Origin of the sequence: Myroides odoratimimus (assembly GCF_004337635.1) — a bacterium.
GTDB classification, from domain to species: Bacteria; Bacteroidota; Bacteroidia; order Flavobacteriales; family Flavobacteriaceae; genus Flavobacterium; species Flavobacterium odoratimimum.
In genome coordinates, this window is the sequence record NZ_CP037427.1 from 2,941,809 (window position 1) to 2,963,521 (window position 21,713).

The 21,713-nt window shown below is 33.3% G+C and carries 17 protein-coding genes; 15 read left to right on the top strand and 2 right to left on the bottom strand.

The genetic code is table 11. The annotated features are described in order from the left end of the window. Nucleotides 1–12 precede the first annotated feature (12 nt). The 6 genes from lpxD (at nt 13) to sucD (ending at nt 5,832) form a co-directional block, all read left to right on the top strand. Nucleotides 13–1,032 (top strand): UDP-3-O-(3-hydroxymyristoyl)glucosamine N-acyltransferase, encoded by a 1,020-nt coding sequence (lpxD, locus tag E0Z07_RS13250; protein ID WP_006258923.1) that lies wholly within the window; start codon nt 13–15, stop codon nt 1,030–1,032. Nucleotides 1,033–1,064: 32 nt separating this feature from the next. Beyond that, a complete protein-coding gene (locus E0Z07_RS13255) occupies nt 1,065–2,459 on the top strand; it encodes a bifunctional UDP-3-O-[3-hydroxymyristoyl] N-acetylglucosamine deacetylase/3-hydroxyacyl-ACP dehydratase (protein ID WP_006258922.1) in 1,395 nt (464 codons plus the stop codon). A gap of 4 nt (nt 2,460–2,463) precedes the next feature. Further along, a complete protein-coding gene (gene lpxA, locus E0Z07_RS13260) occupies nt 2,464–3,249 on the top strand; it encodes an acyl-ACP--UDP-N-acetylglucosamine O-acyltransferase (protein WP_006258921.1) in 786 nt (261 codons plus the stop codon). A gap of 22 nt (nt 3,250–3,271) precedes the next feature. Then, nucleotides 3,272–3,838: an elongation factor P gene (efp, locus tag E0Z07_RS13265; protein WP_006258920.1), complete on the top strand. Its 567-nt coding sequence runs from the start codon at nt 3,272–3,274 to the stop codon at nt 3,836–3,838. 21 nt (nt 3,839–3,859) lie between these two features. After that, nucleotides 3,860–4,795, top strand: a complete 936-nt coding sequence (locus tag E0Z07_RS13270; protein ID WP_016649465.1) for a UDP-3-O-(3-hydroxymyristoyl)glucosamine N-acyltransferase — start codon at nt 3,860–3,862, stop codon at nt 4,793–4,795. A gap of 164 nt (nt 4,796–4,959) precedes the next feature. Then, complete coding sequence (gene sucD / locus E0Z07_RS13275; protein ID WP_025124332.1) at nt 4,960–5,832, top strand: succinate--CoA ligase subunit alpha; 873 nt, start codon at nt 4,960–4,962, stop codon at nt 5,830–5,832. A 455-nt stretch (nt 5,833–6,287) separates the two neighbouring features. On the opposite strand, the gene E0Z07_RS13280 is transcribed toward sucD, so the two are convergent. Next, the gene (locus tag E0Z07_RS13280; RefSeq protein ID WP_006258917.1) at nt 6,288–7,373 is read right to left on the bottom strand and encodes a lipase family protein; all 1,086 of its coding nucleotides are present in this window, start codon (nt 7,371–7,373) and stop codon (nt 6,288–6,290) included. Between the two features lie 124 nt (nt 7,374–7,497). On the opposite strand from E0Z07_RS13280, the gene E0Z07_RS13285 reads away from it, so the two are divergent. From E0Z07_RS13285 to E0Z07_RS13320, 9 genes are all read left to right on the top strand, one after another. After that, entirely contained in the window at nt 7,498–8,139 is a 642-nt protein-coding gene (locus E0Z07_RS13285) for an HdeD family acid-resistance protein (protein ID WP_225581548.1), read from the top strand. A 73-nt stretch (nt 8,140–8,212) separates the two neighbouring features. After that, nucleotides 8,213–8,785 (top strand): hypothetical protein, encoded by a 573-nt coding sequence (locus E0Z07_RS13290; RefSeq protein WP_006263536.1) that lies wholly within the window; start codon nt 8,213–8,215, stop codon nt 8,783–8,785. A gap of 202 nt (nt 8,786–8,987) precedes the next feature. Next, nucleotides 8,988–11,174, top strand: a complete 2,187-nt coding sequence (locus E0Z07_RS13295; protein ID WP_006258914.1) for a glutamine synthetase III family protein — start codon at nt 8,988–8,990, stop codon at nt 11,172–11,174. 280 nt (nt 11,175–11,454) lie between these two features. Continuing rightward, a complete protein-coding gene (locus tag E0Z07_RS13300) occupies nt 11,455–16,896 on the top strand; it encodes a DUF3320 domain-containing protein (protein ID WP_233445975.1) in 5,442 nt (1,813 codons plus the stop codon). Then, the gene (locus tag E0Z07_RS18280; protein ID WP_233445976.1) at nt 16,841–17,176 is read left to right on the top strand and encodes a hypothetical protein; all 336 of its coding nucleotides are present in this window, start codon (nt 16,841–16,843) and stop codon (nt 17,174–17,176) included. Before E0Z07_RS13300 ends, E0Z07_RS18280 begins: the two co-directional genes overlap by 56 nt. Nucleotides 17,177–17,264: 88 nt before the next feature. Next, entirely contained in the window at nt 17,265–17,723 is a 459-nt protein-coding gene (bcp, locus tag E0Z07_RS13305; protein WP_006261164.1) for a thioredoxin-dependent thiol peroxidase, read from the top strand. Nucleotides 17,724–17,918: 195 nt separating this feature from the next. Next, the gene (locus E0Z07_RS13310) at nt 17,919–18,899 is read left to right on the top strand and encodes a DUF2157 domain-containing protein (RefSeq protein WP_016649460.1); all 981 of its coding nucleotides are present in this window, start codon (nt 17,919–17,921) and stop codon (nt 18,897–18,899) included. Beyond that, a complete protein-coding gene (locus E0Z07_RS13315; RefSeq protein WP_131540825.1) occupies nt 18,889–19,959 on the top strand; it encodes a DUF4401 domain-containing protein in 1,071 nt (356 codons plus the stop codon). Before E0Z07_RS13310 ends, E0Z07_RS13315 begins: the two co-directional genes overlap by 11 nt. Continuing rightward, the gene (locus E0Z07_RS13320) at nt 19,949–20,557 is read left to right on the top strand and encodes a GDYXXLXY domain-containing protein (protein WP_131540826.1); all 609 of its coding nucleotides are present in this window, start codon (nt 19,949–19,951) and stop codon (nt 20,555–20,557) included. Before E0Z07_RS13315 ends, E0Z07_RS13320 begins: the two co-directional genes overlap by 11 nt. Before the next feature lie 89 nt (nt 20,558–20,646). On the opposite strand, the gene E0Z07_RS13325 is transcribed toward E0Z07_RS13320, so the two are convergent. Then, nucleotides 20,647–21,408, bottom strand: coding sequence for a class I SAM-dependent methyltransferase (locus E0Z07_RS13325; RefSeq protein WP_131540827.1), 762 nt, complete (start codon nt 21,406–21,408; stop codon nt 20,647–20,649). Nucleotides 21,409–21,713 lie beyond the last annotated feature (305 nt).

The following is a 21,713-nucleotide window of genomic DNA, read 5'->3' on the forward strand; positions in this document are numbered from 1 at the left end:
ATTTTTGCCTCGATGAAAATAGCAGCAGAACAAATAGCGTCAGTATTAGAAGGAGAAATTGTAGGGAATCCTATGATAGAAGTAAGTACATTGGCTAAGATAGAGGAAGGAACAGCAGGTTCGATTTCTTTTTTAGCAAATCCTAAATACGTACACCATATATATACAACAAATGCCTCTGTGGTTATCGTAAATAAAACTTTCGAACCAGAGCATCCAATAACAGCAACTTTAATTAAAGTAGATGATGCGTATAAAGCATTCTCTAAATTATTAGAGTATTACAATCAAGTGAAATTAATGAAATCTGGAATCGAACAGCCTTCAGTTATATCAGAAGGAGTAGAGTACGGAGATGATTTATATTTAGGTAGTTTTGCCTATATTGGTAAAAATGTTAAAATAGGAAATAACGTAAAAATATACCCTAATACATTCGTAGGAGACAATGTACGTATTGGGGATAATACAGTTTTATTTGCAGGAGTTCGTATTTACTCAGAATCTGTAATAGGAGCTAATTGTACTTTTCATGCAGGAGTAATTATTGGATCTGATGGATTTGGTTTTGCACCTAATCCTGATGGGACATTTAATAAAGTTCCTCAGATAGGTAATGTTATCATTGAGGATAATGTAGAAATAGGTGCAGCGTCTACTATAGATAGAGCTACCTTAGGATCTACAATTATTCGCAAAGGAGTAAAGTTAGATAACCAAATTCAGATAGCTCACAATGTGGAGATAGGAGAGAATACAGTAATCGCTTCTCAAACAGGAGTGGCGGGATCTACAAAGATTGGAAAAAACTGTATGATCGGAGGGCAAGTAGGTATAGTAGGACATTTGACAATAGGTGATAATGTTCGTATTCAGGCTCAGTCAGGAGTAACTAAGAATTTAGAGAATGGTGCGGCAGTACAAGGTAGTCCAGCATTACCTCATAGTGATTTTTTAAAGTCATATAGTTACTTTAAAAACTTTTCTAAGATTGTTAGTGACATAGAGTCAATTAAAAAGAATATAAAATAAGAGCCTTTCAAAATATTTAAAGAGATTTAATTATGGTTAAACAAAAAACCATCCAAAGCGAAGTAACACTTAGTGGTGTAGGTTTACATACAGGTCAATTGGTGACAATGACTTTAAAACCTGCTCCAATCAATAATGGTTTTACTTTTGTACGTATGGATTTAGAGGGACATCCAATTATAGAAGCGGATGCTAATTATGTTGTGAATACACAACGTGGTACAAACCTTGAAAAAAAGGGAGTTAAAATACAAACAACAGAGCATGTTTTGGCAGCTTTTGTAGGATGTGATTTAGATAATGTTATCATTGAGTTAAATGCATCTGAGCCTCCTATTATGGATGGGTCTTCTAAATACTTTGTTGAAGCAGTTGAAAAAGCAGGTATCGTAGAACAAGACGCTGAACGTGAGGAGTACATCGTAAAAGAAGTTATTTCTTTTGTAGATGAACAAACGGGAAGTGAGATAATCGTTATGCCTTCTGATAGTTACCAAGTGACTGCAATGGTTGATTTTGGTACTAAAGTATTGGGTACACAGAATGCTACATTGAAATCAATGTCTGACTTTAAAGAAGAGATTTCTGAAGCACGTACTTTTAGTTTCTTACACGAGCTAGAAGCATTACTTGCTAACGGATTGATTAAAGGAGGAGATTTAAATAATGCTATTGTTTATGTAGATAAGGATATATCTCCAGAAACAATGGAACACCTTAAAAAAGCATTTGGCAAAGAAGAGATTGCTGTTAAGCCAAATGGGGTTTTAGATAACTTAACATTACATTATCCTAATGAAGCTGCACGTCACAAATTACTTGATGTGATCGGAGATTTAGCTTTAATAGGAACAAGAATAAGAGGTAAAGTTATTGCAAATAAACCAGGACATTCAGTGAATACTAATTTTGCTAAAAAAATGTCTAAGATTATTCGCAATGAAAAGCGTAACCAAGTTCCATCTTATGATTTACATGCAGAACCATTAATGGATGTAAATAAAATTATGGCTTTATTACCTCACAGACCTCCGTTTTTATTAGTTGATAAGATTCTGGAAATGTCTGATAAGCATGTAGTAGGACTTAAGAATGTAACGATGAATGAACCGTTCTTCGTAGGGCATTTCCCTGGAGCACCAGTTATGCCTGGAGTTCTTATCTGTGAAGCAATGGCTCAGTCAGGAGGTATCTTGATTCTGAGTACTGTACCAGATCCAGAGAACTATCTTACTTATTTTATGAAAATGGATAATGTGAAGTTTAAAAACAAAGTACACCCTGGTGATACTTTAGTGTTTAAATTAGAGCTTATTACACCGATAAGAAGAGGGATATGCCATATGCAAGGGTATGCGTATGCCAATGGAAAATTAGTAGCTGAGGCTGAATTAATGGCTCAGATTTCAAAAATAACAAATAACTAAGAATATGAATCAGCCTTTAGCATATGTACATCCTGGAGCTAAAATAGCTAGAAATGTTGTTATAGAACCTTTTACAACCATTCATAATAATGTTGAAATAGGGGAAGGAACATGGATAGGATCAAATGTTACTATCATGGAAGGAGCTCGCATCGGAAAGAATTGTAAGATTTTTCCTGGAGCAGTTATTTCAGCAGAACCACAAGATTTAAAATTCGAAGGAGAAGTTACAACAGTAGAGATAGGGGATAATACAACTATTAGAGAATGTGTAACAATCAATAGAGGAACAAAAGATAGATATAAAACTGTTATCGGTGATAACTGTTTAATTCAGGCGTATAGTCATATTGCACACGATTGTATCGTTGGTAATAACTGTATTTTTTCTAACTCTAGTACTTTAGCTGGACACGTTACTATAGGAGATTATGTTGTATTAGCAGGATTAGTTGCTGTACATCAATTCTGTACTATCGGATCACATTCATTTGTGACTGGAGGTACATTAGTACGTAAAGACGTTCCTCCTTATATTAAGGCAGCACGTGAACCTATTTCTTATGCTGGTATTAACTCAGTAGGATTGAGAAGAAGAGGATATTCTCCAGAAAAAATCAGAGAGATTCAAGAGATCTATCGTATTTTATATCAAAAGAACTATAATACAAGTCAAGCACTTGAAATTATAGAGGCAGATATGGAAGCAACTCCAGAAAGAGATGAAGTTTTAATGTTTATCCGTAATTCATCAAGAGGAATTATGAGAGGATATTCAGGAATATATTAGTAATACTAAATAAAATAAAAGAATGGCAACAACAGCTGATATTAGAAATGGTTTATGTATCCAATACAACAATGATATTTATAAAATTGTTGAGTTTTTACACGTTAAACCTGGAAAAGGGCCTGCATTTGTTAGAACTAAAATGAGAAGCGTTACTAATGGAAGAGTATTAGAGAATACTTTTTCTGCTGGTCACAAAATCGATACTGTAAGAGTAGAAACACATAAATTCCAATATTTATACCCAGAGGGAGATCAGTTCCACTTTATGAATGTTGAGACTTATGAGCAAATTACGCTTTTAAAAGACGTATTAGATGCTCCAGGCTTATTAAAAGAAGGAGAAACTGTAATGGTTCAAATTAATTCAGAGACTGAATTACCGTTAGCAGTAGATATGCCTGCTTCTGTAATTCTAGAAGTAACTTATACTGAGCCAGGAGTAAAAGGAAATACAGCTACAAATGCTACAAAACCTGCTACTGTTGAAACAGGTGCTATTGTCAATGTACCTTTATTTATCAACGAAGGTGATAAAATCAAGATTGATACATCAAACAGCGCTTATATGGAGCGTATCAAGGAGTAATCACTTTTTAGAAGAAGAGAGATGCGTTTTGCAAAAGTTCAAGATTTACAGACTATAGCAGAGATTATTGGATGTAAGTTTGTAGGTGATGCTAATTTTCCAGTTTATGGAATGAACGAAATTCACGTTGTACAAGAAGGTGAAATCGTTTTTGTGGATCATCCTAAATATTATGATAAAGCGTTAAACTCTAATGCGACAATCATTTTAATTAATAAAGATGTAGAGTGCCCAGAGGGTAAGGCTTTATTAATATCTGATGATCCGTTTAGAGATTTTAATAAATTATCTAAGTTCTTTAACCCGTTTAAACCAGCAACTGAGGTACAAGCTAAAGATGCTATTATCGGGGAAGGAACAATCATTCAACCTAATGTATTCATTGGTCATAATGTAGTGATTGGTAAAAATTGTGTTATTCACCCTAATGTAGTTTTATATGATGGAACTATTATAGGGAATAATGTAGTTATTCATGCTGGAGCTATACTAGGTGCTGATGCGTTCTACTATAAAAAGAGACCAGAAGGATTTGATCCATTAGTATCTTGTGGTAGAGTAGTTATCGAAGATAACGTAGGTATCGGTGCTGCATGTACTATAGATAGAGGTGTGACAGGAGATACTACTATTAAAGAGGGAGCTAAAATAGATAATCAAGTTCATATCGGACATGATACTGTGGTAGGTGTACGTTCTTTAATTGCGGCTCAATGTGGTATAGCTGGTTGTGTGGTCATAGAAGATGAAGTAACGCTATGGGGACAAGTAGGTACTACAAGTGGTATCACTATTGGAACTAAAGCTGTTGTTTTAGCTCAATCTGGAGTATCTAAATCGTTAGTTGGAGGTAAAGTTTATTTTGGGTATCCTGCAGAGGAATCAAGAGATAAATTAAAGCAATTAGCTAGTATTAAGAGAATACCAGAATTAGTAGAGAAAACTAAGCATTTATAGTATTTGACATTAGTGTCTGACATAAATCAGGTTTCTTGAGATTGAAAACAAAGAATGTTATTAATTAATCAATTAATCTTACTTATAAGGGGGTAAAAAGTTTTAATAGTAATTAGAATTGTTTATTTTTGTGTAAGTAAGTTTAAATAAATAAAAACAAGATCATGAGTGTTTTAGTAAATAAAGATTCAAAAATAATCGTTCAGGGATTTACTGGAAGTGAAGGTACATTCCACGCTTCACAAATGATTGAGTACGGAACAAACGTAGTAGGTGGTGTAACTCCAGGAAAAGGGGGAACTACTCACTTAGAGCGTCCAGTATTCAACACAGTTTCAGAAGCTGTAGAAAAAGCAGGTGCTGATACATCTATTATTTTCGTACCACCAGCATTTGCTGCTGACGCTATAATGGAAGCTGCTGATGCAGGGATCAAAGTTATTATCTGTATTACAGAAGGTATTCCAGTAGCGGAAATGATCAAAGCTTACGACTATATCAAAGGTAGAGATTGTAGATTAGTTGGACCTAACTGTCCAGGGGTTATTACTCCAGGTGAAGCTAAAGTTGGTATTATGCCAGGTTTCGTATTCAAAAAAGGTACAGTTGGAATCGTTTCTAAATCAGGAACTTTAACTTATGAGGCTGCTGATCAAGTTGTAAAACAAGGTTTAGGTATTACAACAGCTATCGGAATTGGTGGAGACCCAATCATTGGAACAACTACTAAAGAAGCTGTACAATTATTAATGGCTGATCCAGAAACTGAAGCAATCATTATGATTGGTGAGATTGGTGGTCAATTAGAAGCTGATGCTGCTCGTTGGATTAAAGAAAATGGTAATAAAAAACCTGTTATCGGATTCATCGCTGGAGAGACTGCTCCTAAAGGAAGAACAATGGGACACGCTGGTGCTATCGTAGGTGGAGCTGATGATACAGCTGCTGCTAAGAAACGTATCATGAGCGAATGTGGAATCCATGTTGTTGATTCTCCTGCTGAGATCGGTAAAAAAGTAAAAGAAGTTTTAGGATAATTCTATTCTAAAATAAAACAAATAAGGAAGGCCTATACATCATGTATAGGCCTTTTTGTTTAAAAATATTTTTGCTGTCTTTTCAATATTCTTGATTACTCATCAGCTTTTTTTAAATATCGCTTTTATAAGAGATCTTCTGTTTAGTATATTTAGGTTTGATATCATAATTTATACTTAATTGAAGGTTAAAAATTAAGTGTGTTATTAATGAATAATTTATTAGCTTGTGTTTAATAATGGAAATTAACAGAATAAAAAAATAATCCATTTTAATGATAGGAGTATTTGTGCTAATAAAAATCTTATGTATATTGTAATGCACTTACAAAATAAGTAATAGTTATGTCTTTTTACTAGTAAGTATTGATTTAGAACCCTAACCAAACTATAACTATAGCAATTGAAAAATTGTTTTATTTCAAAAAGAGACTCTTTATTAAGAGTCTCTTTTTTTATTCTTTATCTAATAAGTATAAGTAAGCAGGAGGTAAGTGGTGTGACATTATATTTTCAGGTTTATGAAACTTGATTTGATATTCTGTATCCTTGAGTCCATCTAATATAATTGGGTTACTACATCTCGCATAGTTACTATTTAGAACATATTTAGGCTCTACTAATTCTGGTAATTGTTTTTGAATTAGGTTAAAGACAAAGGAACCTAGATATTTGTTATATTTCTTGACACTTTTTTCGGTAGGCTTTTTTATACCATTAAAAATACTAGTAGCAACCATTCTCTTAGGCCAAGTTACTTTTTTTAATGCTTTTTTTACCTCGTGATCTGCTAAAGGGCTAATTTCGTTAAAGTCTCTAAAAGTCTGTGTTGTTGGTGGAAGTTCAGGAACCCAGTCTTGGGTATTAATAACAGAGTAACTCCAACTTTTAGCTAGTTTCTCATATTGATAACTAAAGTAAAGATTTCCAGGTTTAGGAGGAGCAATTGCATAAGTCTTAAACTGTAAATCTTTAGGTAATTTTCCTTCTAGTTGTTGATTCATTAGATTAGCTGTTATTAGATAAGCTATAGCAGCACCTTGACTATGTCCAGAGATAATAAAATCTTTATGATTTTTCTGGACTAGACTATCTAACTTAGGTTTAATATCTTCCATTAAATATAGAGATGCTATAGTCCATCCTGCATGAACAGTTGCTCGTTCATCTTGAGATAGTTTGTAACTAACTTTTTTAGTATTATCTAATTGTATTTCTCCTGATGAAGGAATCATAGCTGCATAGTAATTAGCTAACCAACTGGCTCCCTTGTTTACAGATCCTCTAATAACTATTTCTACAGTATTTGTTTTATCATTGTGGTATAATGCCCACATATTGGTTAACCCCATTTCTGGTGATCTATACGTATTCTTATAACCAGTAAGATTATAAAGTGAATCTGTGGGGAAAGCTTTGTGTATATCAGTAGCTAGTTGTAAGCTATTGTATATTTCTTGTTTATCAGCTATAGGCTTTAAGTTTTGTGCAAAACTGATAGAAGTAGAACAAAGTAAAAGGAGATAAATTCTTTTTATCATAGAAAAGGACTTTACTAGTGTTATTTAGTTAAATATTTACACGATTCAAATCAAAGTTACACTTTTAAATTTTTGAATGCCGTTAAAAATGTATAAATTAGATGTAAACTTTAAAAAAAGAGATATGGCTAATTCATTTGTAAAAACTGTAAAAGATCGAATTAAGAACTGGTATATACCTGTAATCATTGGTATACTTTTTATAATAGGAGGAATATATATGTTTAGTACTCCTATTACAGCATATGCTTCACTAACTATTATCTTTAGTTGTATGTTTTTAATTGCTGGTATTTCAGAGATTATCTTTGCTTTTTCTAATCATGATCAACTTGATGGTTGGGGATGGTTGCTTTTTTCAGGAATTATAGATGTGGTATTAGGTGTTATTTTAATTGGAACGCCTACGTTATCGGCAGTAGTTCTTCCTATTTATGTTGGTTTTGGATTAATGTTTAGATCTATTAGAGGAATGGGAACAGCTTTTGACCTTAAAAACTACGGTGTAAAATCATGGACTAGCTTATTTGTTTTTGCTTTACTTGGGTTAGTATTTTCATTCTGTATGTTATGGAATCTTGAGTTTGGTGCATTTACCATTGTATATTGGACAGCATTCTCATTCATATTATTAGGAGTTTACAGTTTATTGTTTGGTTTCTTCTTGAGAAGGATAAAAAAATATTCAGGAAAGGTTGATCAAGAGCTGTTAGAGCAATATGAAAGGATTCAAGAAGAAGTTCGAAAGAGATTACACGATAAATAAGTATAATTATTTGATAAAGTTTATTGGGTGTTGTAAAAAATGCATATTTTGCAAGTAATAAATAAAAGAGATTATGAAAAAAATTGCAATGCTATTTGCCTTTGTAGCTACATCACTATTAGTTGGGTGTGAAGGGTCTACTGGACCACAAGGGCCTCCAGGACCAACTATGTATCCTTATGTAGAAGAAATTAAATTAAGTTTTACAAAAGACTTGACTAGTACTATTCAAGGACAACTTATTAAACATCCAAACGGATTTGTAGATGGTGACTTGGTGTTCGTGTTTATAGCTGATAGATTTAGTAATGATGGTAAGCCTCTTTTTTCACCTTTACCTACCAGATACTTTGTAGATGTAGATAAAGTAGAAAAAGAACTTGAATATAGTTATAATTATTCTCCATATGATACAGAAATCGTTGCAAGAGCTAATGCTCCTCTAGGTTTTTTTAATGGAGATGGAGATAAACATGAAGGCTTTATAAAGAATATGATTTTTAGAATAGTATACATTCCTGGAAGTACACCTGTAATAGGTACTAAGTCTGATAATAGTAAAGAAAGTGAGAAGACTAGTTTATCATACGAAGAAGTTGTACGCAAGTATAACTTAGAAGATGTAAAAGTAGTTAAGAAGTACTAGATAATAATATTTAAAAGGTAGAGGCGCTAAGTTTCTACCTTTTTTTGTTTCTATAGGTAAAAATATAAGGGGGGGGGAGTGCTCTTGAATATACTTTTTTAAAAAATATTACAAAAATATAGGGGGTGTGTTTTGTTTTTAATGACTTTTATTTAAATTTGTACTCATAAAACAGGGGGTGTCCCTTCAAAAACTATTAATTATGTCAACATTTCGTTTTCGAGCAATTGAAAAAGCAGCATCTAGAGAAGCTGTAAAGGTAGAAGAACTGGGTAGAAAATCATTGATCTTTGGTGATCACGTATTTAATGACAAGTCAATGCGACAATTTTTAACTCCAGAAGCTTATCAGGCTGTTAAGAATGCACAACTAGGAATTAAAATAGATCGTCGATTAGCTGAGTACATTGCATTGGGAATGAAAGAATGGGCGCTATCGAAAGGAGTAAGTCACTATACGCACTGGTTTCAACCACTGACAGGAACGACAGCAGAGAAGCATGATGCTTTCTTTGAGACGTCTTTTGATGGTGATCCTGTTGAAAAATTTAATGGTAGTCAATTAGTACAACAAGAGTCAGATGCATCAAGTTTTCCTAACGGAGGAATTAGAAATACATTTGAAGCAAGAGGGTACACAGCTTGGGATCCTACATCTCCTGCCTTTATCTTTGGTTCTACATTATGTATTCCTACTGTATTTATCTCTTATACTGGTGAGGCTTTAGATAATAAAACTCCTTTATTAAAAGCGCTTAATGCAATAGATGATGCTGCAACTGAAGTAGCTAAATTCTTTGATAAAAATGTAAAGAAAGTAACGACTACTTTAGGGTGGGAGCAAGAGTACTTTTTAGTAGATAGTGCTTTAGCTGCTTCTAGACCTGATATTCTTACTACAGGTAGAACATTATTAGGGCATACAGCTGCTAAAGGACAACAATTAGATGACCACTATTTCGGTTCTATTCCAACTAGAGTACTGAATTATATGCATGATTTAGAGAATCACTGTATCTTATTAGGTATTCCTGTTAAGACTAGACATAATGAAGTAGCTCCTAATCAGTTTGAATTAGCACCTATATTTGAAGAGGCTAACTTAGCAGTGGATCACAACTCTTTATTAATGGATGTAATGAAAAAGGTAGCTGAGAAGCATCACTTTAAAGTATTATTCCATGAGAAACCATTTAAAGGAGTTAATGGTTCTGGTAAACACAATAACTGGTCATTGGCTACTGATACTGGTGTGAACTTGTTGAGTCCTAGTAAAACACCTAAGAGCAACTTACAGTTCCTAACCTTCTTTATCAATACGATTAAAGCTGTAAACGATAATGAAGAGCTTTTAAGATCAGCTATTGCTTCTGCAAGTAATGATCACCGTCTTGGAGCGAATGAAGCACCACCGGCAATTATGTCTGTATTTATTGGACAACAATTGACTAAGGTTCTTAATGAATTGAAAGAGGTGACGGATGGTAAACTTTCTCCAGAAGAAAAAACAGACCTTAAGTTAAATGTAGTTGGAAAAATTCCAGATGTATTATTAGATAATACAGATAGAAATAGAACTTCTCCATTCGCTTTTACAGGTAATAAATGGGAATTTAGAGCAGTAGGATCTACAGCTAACTGTGCTGGACCTATGACTGTATTAAATACGATAGTAGCTAAACAGTTAAGAGACTTTAAAAATGAAGTGGATGCACTAGTAGAAAAAGACGGATTAAAAAGAGACGAGGCAATCTTCAATGTATTAAGAGAGTATATTAAAGATAGTGAAAGAATTCTTTTTGAAGGTGATGGATACGGTGATGAGTGGGAAAAAGAAGCTGTCAAAAGAGGATTGAGTAATAATAAAACTACTCCTTCTGCTTTAAGAATTAAGAAAGACCCTAAAGTGATTTCGATATTTGAAGAGATGGGAGTAATGACTAGTATAGAGATGCATGCTAGATATGAGATCGAGCTAGAAGAATATGTAAAACGTATTCAGATAGAAGGACGTGTATTAGGAGATATTGCAAGAAATCACGTGATCCCAACGGCTATCAAGTATCAAAACTTAGTAATTGATAATGTGAAAGGTCTTAAAGAAATATTCGGTGCTGAAGATTTCGGAACGATTGCAGCAGAACAATTACAAATGATTAAAAAGATATCTCATCATATAGAGCAAATTAATGCTAAGGTTACTGAGATGACGAATGAGCGTAAAAAAGCTAATCTAATAGAGGATGTTGAACAACAAGCTCATGCATACTGTGATGTTGTGAAACCTTATTTTGATATTATCCGTTACCACAGTGATAAATTAGAATTAATGGTAGATAATGAGCTTTGGACATTAACGAAGTACAGAGAATTGTTATTTACGAACTAAAAATAGTGATAAATTGAAAAAAAGACGACTTATGCTTCTTAGCTAAGTCGTCTTTTTGTTGGTATATATAAAGAGTTTTTAGGGTATTATGTATAGTATTACCGCTATTTGAGGATGGTGTTTATTGTATTTTTCGTGATTAAAGTATATTTTATTTATTTTGTTAATTAGTATGTAAAAATATATTACTTTAGAAAATTCTTAAGAATTACGAAATTGACAGTTGTTGTGAAAAAGTAGAGTAGGAATGCTCTATTTTGGAAGACATAATTGTGACACTATGGAACAAAATACATCAATAAAATTATCAGTACAGAAGTATAGTTACTTCAATTATACTTTTTGTATTCAGAAATATCACTTTATACAACGTATCCTAATAGATAATCTAGAAGAAAGTTATGAAGGGGTTAAAGTTCACATCTCATCGCAACTAGGTTTTTTTGAGGATAATGTTGTGCCTATTGAACGCTTAGAGTCTAATACGGCTTATACCATAACGAAGTTTGATTTTAAATATAATCTACATTTTATACGTAATGTAGTAGAGAAAGATATTGATACGGTTCAGATAGCTTTAAAGTTAGATGACGAAGTATTAGCAGAGACTTTCTTCCAAATAGAGGTATTACCTATAGACTACTTTGGGGGAGTGGAGCTTTTTCCACAATTATTAGCGTCGTATATCTTACCTAATCATGATGCTATTTACCCTATTAAGTCTAATGCTGTTAGAATATTAGAGAAGAATAAATTAGTTCCTTCCTTCGAAGGATATCAGTCAGGTAGTCGTGAACGCGTATTACAGATGGTATCCGCTATTTACCGATCTATACAAAGTATGGATTTAGTATATAGTGCATTGCCACCAAGTTATGAGCGTACAGGCCAGCGTATTCGATTATTAGATCAAGTGATAGAGACCAAGTTTGGTAACTGTATGGATATAACATTGCTCTTTGCAGCATGTTTAGAAGCGATAGACTTAAATCCTATTCTTATTTTGACACGAGGGCACATATTTGTTGGTGTTTGGTTAGTAGATGATAGATTTGATTCTATGGTTAATTATGATCAGACAGCGATTACTAAACGTGCAGCAACGAGTATCAGTGAACTTATCGTTATAGAATCTACCATGGTCTGTAAGGGGGCTACTTTTACACTTAAAGAAGCAATGGCATCTGCAGAAACTCAGCTGTTACAAGCTTCTGATTTTATCTTGTCTATTGACGTTAAGACTTCTCGCATCAATAATGTATTACCTTTACCAGTATATAGAAAGAGTAGTGGAGAGTTTATTGAGAACCACGATTTTGAAATTAGTAGAAAAAAAGATAGTATAGATAAGCGATTTGCTCAGTCTAATGCTTTTAGTGATTTAGAACTAGGAGAAGGAACTGTTTTATCTAAACAACGTATTTGGGAGAGGAAGCTATTAGATTTATCCCTTAGAAACAATCTTTTAAATACTCGATTTACTAAGAGTATTCTACAGTTAATCGATGTAAATGTAAGTGATTTAGAAGATTCTTTAGCGGAAGGTAAAGCGTATACTATACAAGGAAGTAGCCAGCAAGAGATATTAAATAAGTACAATCTATATTATCCACCATTACATTCATCAGAAGAGCTATTCGAAGTAGTAAATTCAGAGTTTAAGAATAATAGACTATATAGTTACTACAATGAGTATGACTTAGATAATATCTTAGTTAATCTATATCGAAATTCTAAATTAGCTGAAGAAGAAAATGGTAAGAGTACCCTATATCTAGGGATAGGATTGCTTAAGTGGTATGAACCCAAATCTGAGAAAACAGTAAGATATGCCCCTATATTATTAGTGCCTGTGGAGCTTAATAGGAGGTCTATTAACTCTAAGTTTGTACTAAGAGGGAGAGACGAGGAGACGATGATTAATATCACGTTGTTAGAGTATTTACGTCAAGAGTTTAAACTTGATATGACTGCCCTAGAAGATTTGCCGATGGATGATTTAGGTGTTGATGTACCTAAAGTTCTTGCTTTAGTTAGAAAGACGATAATAGATTTAAAAGGTTGGGATGTATTAGATCAGATTATCTTAGGGACTTTTTCGTTTAATAAATTGATTTTATGGCAAGATATTTCTAAGTATGCAGATGAGATTCAAAAGAGCTCTATTGTTAATAGTTTATTGAATGGTAGTCTGTCAGAATCAATAGAAGTACTCGATAGTAATGATGATGAGTTAGAGCAATTGACATCATCAGAATTGACATTACCTATCTCTACTGATAATTCTCAATTAGAAGCAGTTAGAAATGCACATGCTAATAAAAGTTTTGTTTTACACGGGCCTCCAGGTACTGGTAAGTCTCAGACGATCACTAATATCATTGCAGATGCATTAGCAAATGGTAAAAAGGTCTTATTTGTAGCTGCTAAAAAAGCTGCACTAGATGTAGTACACCATCGATTAGAAAAGATAGGACTAGGACCATTCTGTTTGGAATTGCATTCTAATAAAACACGTAAATCTGATGTATTAGCGCAGTTCGAAGCTACATTAGAAGTGCCAAAATATAAGGGTAACTATGACTTCAAGGAAGCTTCCAATAGGATAGATCAACGCAAAGCAGAGTTGAGAAAGTATATAACTCAGCTACATCAACGTTTTAGTATTGGATGGAGTTTATATGATACCATAGCCTATTTAGAGCTTAACCATGTGGCTGTTAATAGCGATTTACTTGTAGATATTGATTTAAATGAGATTACACAGTCTACTTATACAAGTTGGAAGGATTGGATAGTACAATTTGCCTCTATATGTCAGCGCATAGAGAGCCCTTTGTCACATCCTTTGCGTTCTTTAACGATAAAAGAACATAAATACGATATCCAGAGTACAGTTAAGACTGTACTGTCTGATTATAAATATACAGCTCGTGAATATGAGCAAATCAGTGCAGAGTTTAACTTTAAACTTTTGTCTGATAAAAGAATTGATGCTAATAGTTTACAGACGATGTTTGAATTATTAGCTAAGAGCAATTTATCTTATGAATTAATTGACTTATACTTTGATGCTAATCAATTCTCTCTGTTACACAAGTGGATGGAGTTACATCAGAAGTGTATACGCATAGAGGATTCAATTACTCAACAATTTAATAAGAAAATACTTGAAGTAGATCTATCACTTCAAGAACAAGAGTGGAATAAATCTAAACATCTTTGGTTCTTGCCTAAATGGCTTAAGCAGAGAAAAGTAAAGTCTTTCTTAAATGGATATTCTAAAGCAAAGATTAAATCGGAGCATGATGTTAATCTTCTGTTTAATCAATTAGATGACTTCAAGAGGTTAAAACTAAGCTGTGAGGACTCTAATTACAGGGATATTAATAGACTGTCTAAAATCTACTATACTAATGATAGATTAGACTTTGAAGCTATTTATACAGAAATAGAGAACCTAAGTGGACTTTCTAAACTGGCTCAACAGCATGGTTATTATGGAATAGATAAATGGTTATTAGATTTTTATAGAAACCAAAATGTAAGAAGAGGAATCTCCGAGATTACGACATTCTTAAAGACATTTATGGTAAAATACCACGATGTTCAGGCATTCTCTTCGACAGCACCTTTAAGTGATGAAGTTGACGGTATCTTAGCTAACCTTGATAAGTTAAGTGATTGGATTAACTATAATGTCTATAGAGAAGAGGGAACTAAGCTTGAACTAGATTGGTTTATTGACTTATTAGAACAAGGTAGAATAGAAAAGGACAATCTAGAAGTAGAGCTAGAGCGAATATTGCACATCAATTTATTTATTAAAACAGTAAGTAACTCTTTTGCACTTAGTGGTTTTGACGCTAAGATATATGAGACTCTAATCAAACAGTATCACGATATTCACAATGAGTATACCGAATTAAATAAGAGTCAATTAGTATTAAAATTAAGTAGTCGTATTCCGAGATCATTCTTTGACTCTATTCAGAGTTCAGAATTAGGAATGCTAAAACGTGCTATTCGCAGTAGAGGACGAGGGTTGAGTTTGAGAAAACTATTCGATCAGATGCCTAATTTACTTTCTCGCTTAAAGCCGTGTATGCTGATGAGTCCTATTTCGGTAGCACAGTACTTTGATGTTAGTACAGAGCATTTCGACTTGGTTATTTTTGATGAGGCTTCTCAGTTACCTACAGCCGAGGCTATTAGTGCCTTAGCTAGAGCTAAGCAGGCTATTATCGTAGGAGATCCTAAGCAGATGCCTCCGACTAGTTTCTTTGCTTCTAATAAGGTAGATGAAGATAATTTAGAATTAGAAGATTTAGAAAGTATTCTAGATGATTGTTTGGCTCTGTCATTACCGTCTAAGTATTTGTTAAGACATTATAGAAGTAAGCACGAGAGTTTGATATCGTTTAGTAATGCTAATTTCTATGACAATAAGTTATTGACTTTCCCGTCTAAGGATGACTTGGATAAGAAAGTAACTTTTGAATTTATAGAAGGGGGGATGTATGAGAAAGGAAAGTCTCGTACAAATAAAAAAGAAGCTATAGCTATCGTTGAATATATAAAACAGCACTATAGTCAAATAAAACCTAAGTCTCTAGGTGTAGTGACTTTTAGTCAAACTCAACAGACCTTGATAGAAGATATGTTGTCAGATATGCTGATCAAGAACCCTGCTGTAGAGGAGAAAATGCTAGGAGCTTCAGAATCGCTTTTTATCAAAAACTTAGAGAATGTACAAGGAGATGAGCGTGATATTATATTGTTTTCTATAGGGTATGGCCCTGATGAAGAAGGCAAGGTATCAATGAATTTCGGACCGTTAAACAGAGATGGAGGATGGAGACGTCTTAATGTAGCTGTGACTAGAGCGAGGTATGAGATGAAGATATTCTCTTCGCTTAAAGGGGATCAGATAGACCTTAGACGTACTAATGCAGAAGGAGTGAAGGGATTGAAGAATTTCTTAGACTTTGCAGAAAAAGGATATGTAAATATTGCTGAGAGTGAATCTGTTAAACAAAGTGATAAATTGATTCAATCCATTGCTACTTATCTTAAAGAGAATGGATTTGATGTTAAAACGAATATTGGTACTTCTAGTTATCGATTAGATATAGGTGTCGTTGATAAGAATAATCCGAATGAGTATGTAATGGGAATCCTAGTAGATGGATTAAATTACTACAACGCAAAAACAACCAATGATAGAGAATTATTAATTCCTGGTGTATTAAAAGGACTTGGATGGAATATATACCGTATATGGACGATTGATTGGTTTAAGAATAAGGAGTTAATTCTACAAGATTTACAAGCTAAGATAGATGAGACCTATCAGAAGGCTGAAGAAGTGGAGATGGAGACAGGATCAAATGATTTTATTAGCAAACATTTAATCGAAGTGACTGATAAGGCAGCTGTATCTAGACAAAGGCCTTATGAATCTGCTAACTTTAATGCTATAGCGGATGGTAACTCTGAGACAATATACCTTCAAAGCAATAGAAATCTAGTACAGAATCAATTGTATCAAATTATTCAGACGGAAGGACCTATTAGTCAGAACTACTTGTTTAAAAAGATGATGACTATATGGAATATTTCTCGTACTGGTACGAAGTTGCAGGCATATTTAGTCGAATTGATTAATGAGATTCCTAATTGTACTAGTGTGCTCTCTTATCAAGAGTTTTTATTGGAATGAAGATCTTTATAAAAGAGGGTTGACTCATTATAGAGAAAATACTATAGAAAAGAGAAATATAGAAGACATCTGTCCTGAGGAGATAGAGGTAGCGATAATAGAGTTACTAGAAACTAACTTTAGTGTGCCACATGAAGATTTAACTAAAGCTATCGGAAGAGTTTTTGATTTTACTAAATTAGGAAGTCAGATGGATCAAGTGATTCAACATGTGATTCAGAAGATGATGGTAGAGGACAAGATTATTAATCAATTTGGCAAAATAATATTAAAAGAATAATCACACGATAGAGAGAGTTTATAGGATATGCCTTGATAGTTCTTATAAATTCTCCTATTTTTACGTAATCAATTAAATTAGGAAGAAGATGAAGACATTAGAAGTAGGGCAAAAAGCTCCAGCGTTTAAAGCATTAGATCAATCAGGAAAAGTACATCAGTTAAGTGATTATAAAGGAAAGAAACTAGTAGTATTCTTCTACCCAAAAGCAAGTACACCAGGATGTACTTGGGAAGCTTGTAACTTGCGTGACAATTACGCAGAGTTAAAAGCAAAGGGATTTGAATTACTAGGTGTTAGTGCTGACTCAGCTGCTAAACAACAGAAATTTATTGAGAAGAATAACTTGCCATTTCCCTTATTAGCTGATGAAGAGAAAGAAGTATTAAATGCTTTCGGTGTATGGGGACCTAAGAAATTTATGGGACGCACGTATGACGGTATTCATAGAATGACGTTTGTGATTAATGAAGAAGGAGTTATTTCTGATGTGATTAGTAAAGTAAAGACTAAAGACCACGCTGCTCAGATTTTAGAGACAGTATAAGTTTTTAAAAGAAATTATAAAAAAGACAGTATCTAATCGGTTAGATACTGTCTTTTTTTCGTTTTCGACTTAGAATACCATGTGATAGTATCTCCCTTTTTTCAGCTAATCTATGAGCAATATAGGGTGTATTCTAAGGTGAAGTAATACAACTTTCAATAAATTGTATTACGTTTGAGAAAATAAAAAAGAAGCATGAAAGAAAAGATTGATAAGGGAGATTTATACCTTCTAAAAGAGCATAGCTCACTCTCTGATTCTCAGTTAGGAGAATTGTTAGAGCAGAAGAGTTATGCTAATATCACAGATTGGCAGAAGTTTATCAAGTATTTGACACTAGCCTTAGGAGCAGGGTTTTTACTGTCAGGTATAGTATTTTTCTTTGCATACAATTGGGCAGACCTGCATAAAAACATCAAGTTTTTACTTGTATTCACTCTTTTAACTATCAGTGTTATAGGAGCTGTGTACCCTAAATTGAATGCTGTTGTAAAACAGGTTAGTTTGTTAAGTGCGAGTATATTAGTAGGGGTGTTATTTGCTGTTTATGGTCAAGTGTATCAGACAGGAGCTAATGCTTACGATCTCTTCTTTATGTGGGTATTAGCAGTAACTCCATGGTCGGTGCTTAATAAGTTCTCTCCTCAGTGGTTATTTTATGCTGTGTTAGCTAACACAACTTTAATTCTTTATTTCTTACAAGTAACGAGTGATGATCTATTGTTCTATAGTGGATTATTTCTTTTACTATTGAATGTAGTATTATATTTAGTACCTATATATTTAGCCAAAAAAACGAATTATAAATTGGATAGATATTATACGGGACTACTTTCTTTAGCCTGTTTTTCAGTTGCAACTAGTGGTATTATTACTTTTATTTTTGTAAGTACAGACCGCTATATTAAAGCTGATTTAAGAGGGTTATATATGCTAGTAATAGCTTCTATCGCTTGGTTTATTGGAAGTTTCTTATGGAGTAGAAAAGCTAAGGATTTATTGTTGTATAGTTATTTTTTACTTTCTGTATTTGCTATTGTATTTGCTTTAATTATCAAGATTGCTGATATCAATGAGGCTTCGTTATTATTATATGCATTATACTGTATAGGAGGAACTTTTGGAATTGTGAAGTTGATTATAAACCAGAAAAAAGTGTGGAGCAATGAACAGTAATCAATTTAAAGATATAGTTACTTCTTTAATCCAAAAAGGAGTAGAAGTAGAGCAAGATGCCCTACAAGTGGCACAAAGCAAATTAGCGCTTAAGTCAATTATAATTAGAGTAATTTCAGTAATAGGGAGTCTTATAGGTTTAGGACTATTTATGGGGTTTATTGCTTTGATATCGAGTGATTTGTTTTCTAATAATACCTTTTTAAGTATTATGGGATTACTGTTTTTAGTAGGCTCATTTGCATTGAATAGAAGTAAAGACAGCGCTGTAACAGATAGTATTGCTGTTTCTTTATTTATTATAGGATATGCTTTTTTAGTCTTTGGACTAGCAGAAGCTACAGATTTAGCAGGTCTGATCATGTTAATTACTGGCGGAATCACATTGCTACTTTATAATAATCAGATTATAGCATTTTTGAGTAGTTTATGTGTATTAGTCTCTATTCATGTAATATTATTTCAATTAGAAATAGAAACTTTCTATCATATTTATTTAGCTATTGTACTATTGTTCACTGTTTATTTATTTTGGCAAGAACAAGGATTAAGAACAATAAATAAACTGATAAGAGATAGATATTTAGCTGTTTTTACTGCTTCTTTTTGCTATACACTTGTAATGGGGATTATTGCTTCTACTATGAAGTATGGTTATTATTATTTTAGTGAATATAGAGGAGTTCACCTTTTTTTAGTTATTACCATATTAGCCCTAGTAGTAGCAACGGTTTATTTAGTACTAAATAAAATGAAAGTAACTCAAGTCAGCATTAAAGTGATGGCTTATGGCTTAGTCCTTATCTTTAATGTACTAATAGCATTTAATTATCCAGCATTTGGTATTGCATTTTTATTGATGCTTTGGAGCTTTAAAAGGCAATATAAAGTAGGTTTTGCTTTAAGTATTGCAACTCTAATTTGGGCAATGGGCATGTTTTACTATGACTTAGGCATCTCTTTATTAGAGAAATCTCTATCTATGATGGGCATAGGCGTATTATTCTTAGGTATCTATTATTTAATTCAAAAAGGTGAGGGACAGACAAATGAAAAATAAGAAGAACATAATTATCCTAGTTGTATTTGTACTTATTGGTATCTTCTTCGTAAGAGCAGTATTACAAAAGGAAAAGACAATAAAAGAAGGACTATTCGTATTGCTAGAATTAGCTCCTGTAGATCCTAGGTCCTTAATGCAAGGAGATTATATGAATCTTAACTATGCGATATCAACTAGAACAAGTACTTTTGATCAAAGTATTCTAGATTCAATAAGCCCTGTTAGTGAGAATGAGATCCTTACAACTACAGAAGAAGAACTATCAGCTAGAGCTGTGAACGATATTGAGGAGGCTGTAGAAAAGAGTAAACTGAATAAGCGTGGATATGTCTTACTGTCTTTAGATAAGGATAATGTAGGGAGTCTGGTGAAGATGATCAATGAAATGGGAGAGAAGAAAGCTAATCAAGTTTACATCAAATACTTTAACTATGAAGGCTGGAGATTTAATATTGGGGCAGAGAGTTTCTTCTTTCAAGAGGGGGATGCAGAGAAGTATGAACAAGCTAAATACGGCGGATTACGCGTAGATGAAGAAGGCAATAGTGTTTTGGTAGGGATGTATGATCAAGACCGCAAATTAATTGGGAATTAGGAATTTAAAATTAAGAATTATTTGCCTACGGCATTTAGTATAAACAAACAGGGAGCTTATCCTGATGATAACCTCCCTGTTTGTTTTACCTATTTCGCTTCGAAAGTTAGCGTATGTGTTTCTTCTGAAATTTCTTCTAAGTAGTAGTTACTACTGATGGTAATCTCAGTAAAACCAACAGCTCTTAAGGCTAGTTCAAATTCTTTTACTCCCCAAAAGCGAAGGGAGAACAAATCTATTTCAGAGTTAACTAATCCTTTCTCATTATCCCAATGCTCATACCTCAATTGAGATATAGTAGTCTGCTTAAGATAAGATGTTTCTACTCTAGATTCTGTTAGTGTAAGCATTCCATTTTCTACATTCCACTGTCTAGCTAGCATAGGAGCTTCTGCTAATGCAGAAAAAGGAGATAAGTCTATTATTAATCGACCACCTTCTTTTAGAGCTGATTTAAAGCGTTTTAATACTTCAATAGCTTCATCAGTATTCGTAATAAGCTGAAATGACCCTGCAGGGATTATAATTGCTTCATAAGGGGTAGTAGAGGTGAAGGTATTAAACATTTCTTGTCTAAAGACACCATCGAGACCTCTTTGTTTACATTCTTGCTCACAGTAAGAAAGCATTGCTGCAGAAGCGTCAAACCCTTCTATTTTTAATCCTTTTTCTAATAGAGGGATTAGTATTCTTCCATTTCCAGATGCAGGTTCTAGGATTACTCCTTCTGTGTTTTTTAATCTTTCACTATAGTATTCTACATCTCCAAAGGATCTTCCAATAGGTTTATCGATATGATACACCCATGAAGCTAGTGATCCATATCTATTTGTTAATTCTTTATTACTCATATTTTTTGATTATAGGACTGTAAACATAGAATAAAAAAAACTTTTAATCTGATTTTGATTAAAGAAAAGACAGTTTTGTTCTGACCTGCTAGAGGATTGCTTGAGGGGTTCTTGCACCTTTCTTCGAGAAAACCACCTTCTAGGCAAGCAAAGTGCTAGAAAACTGCAAGGAATCCCCTAGAAAGTGCAAGCTACGTACAGGTACTTACATCATTCTAAAACAACATTATTATACAATTAGGTATAAGACCTTTTTAGTCAAACAGCCTTTTTTAATAAAAATATCGTTCAAATAATTGTTTAAA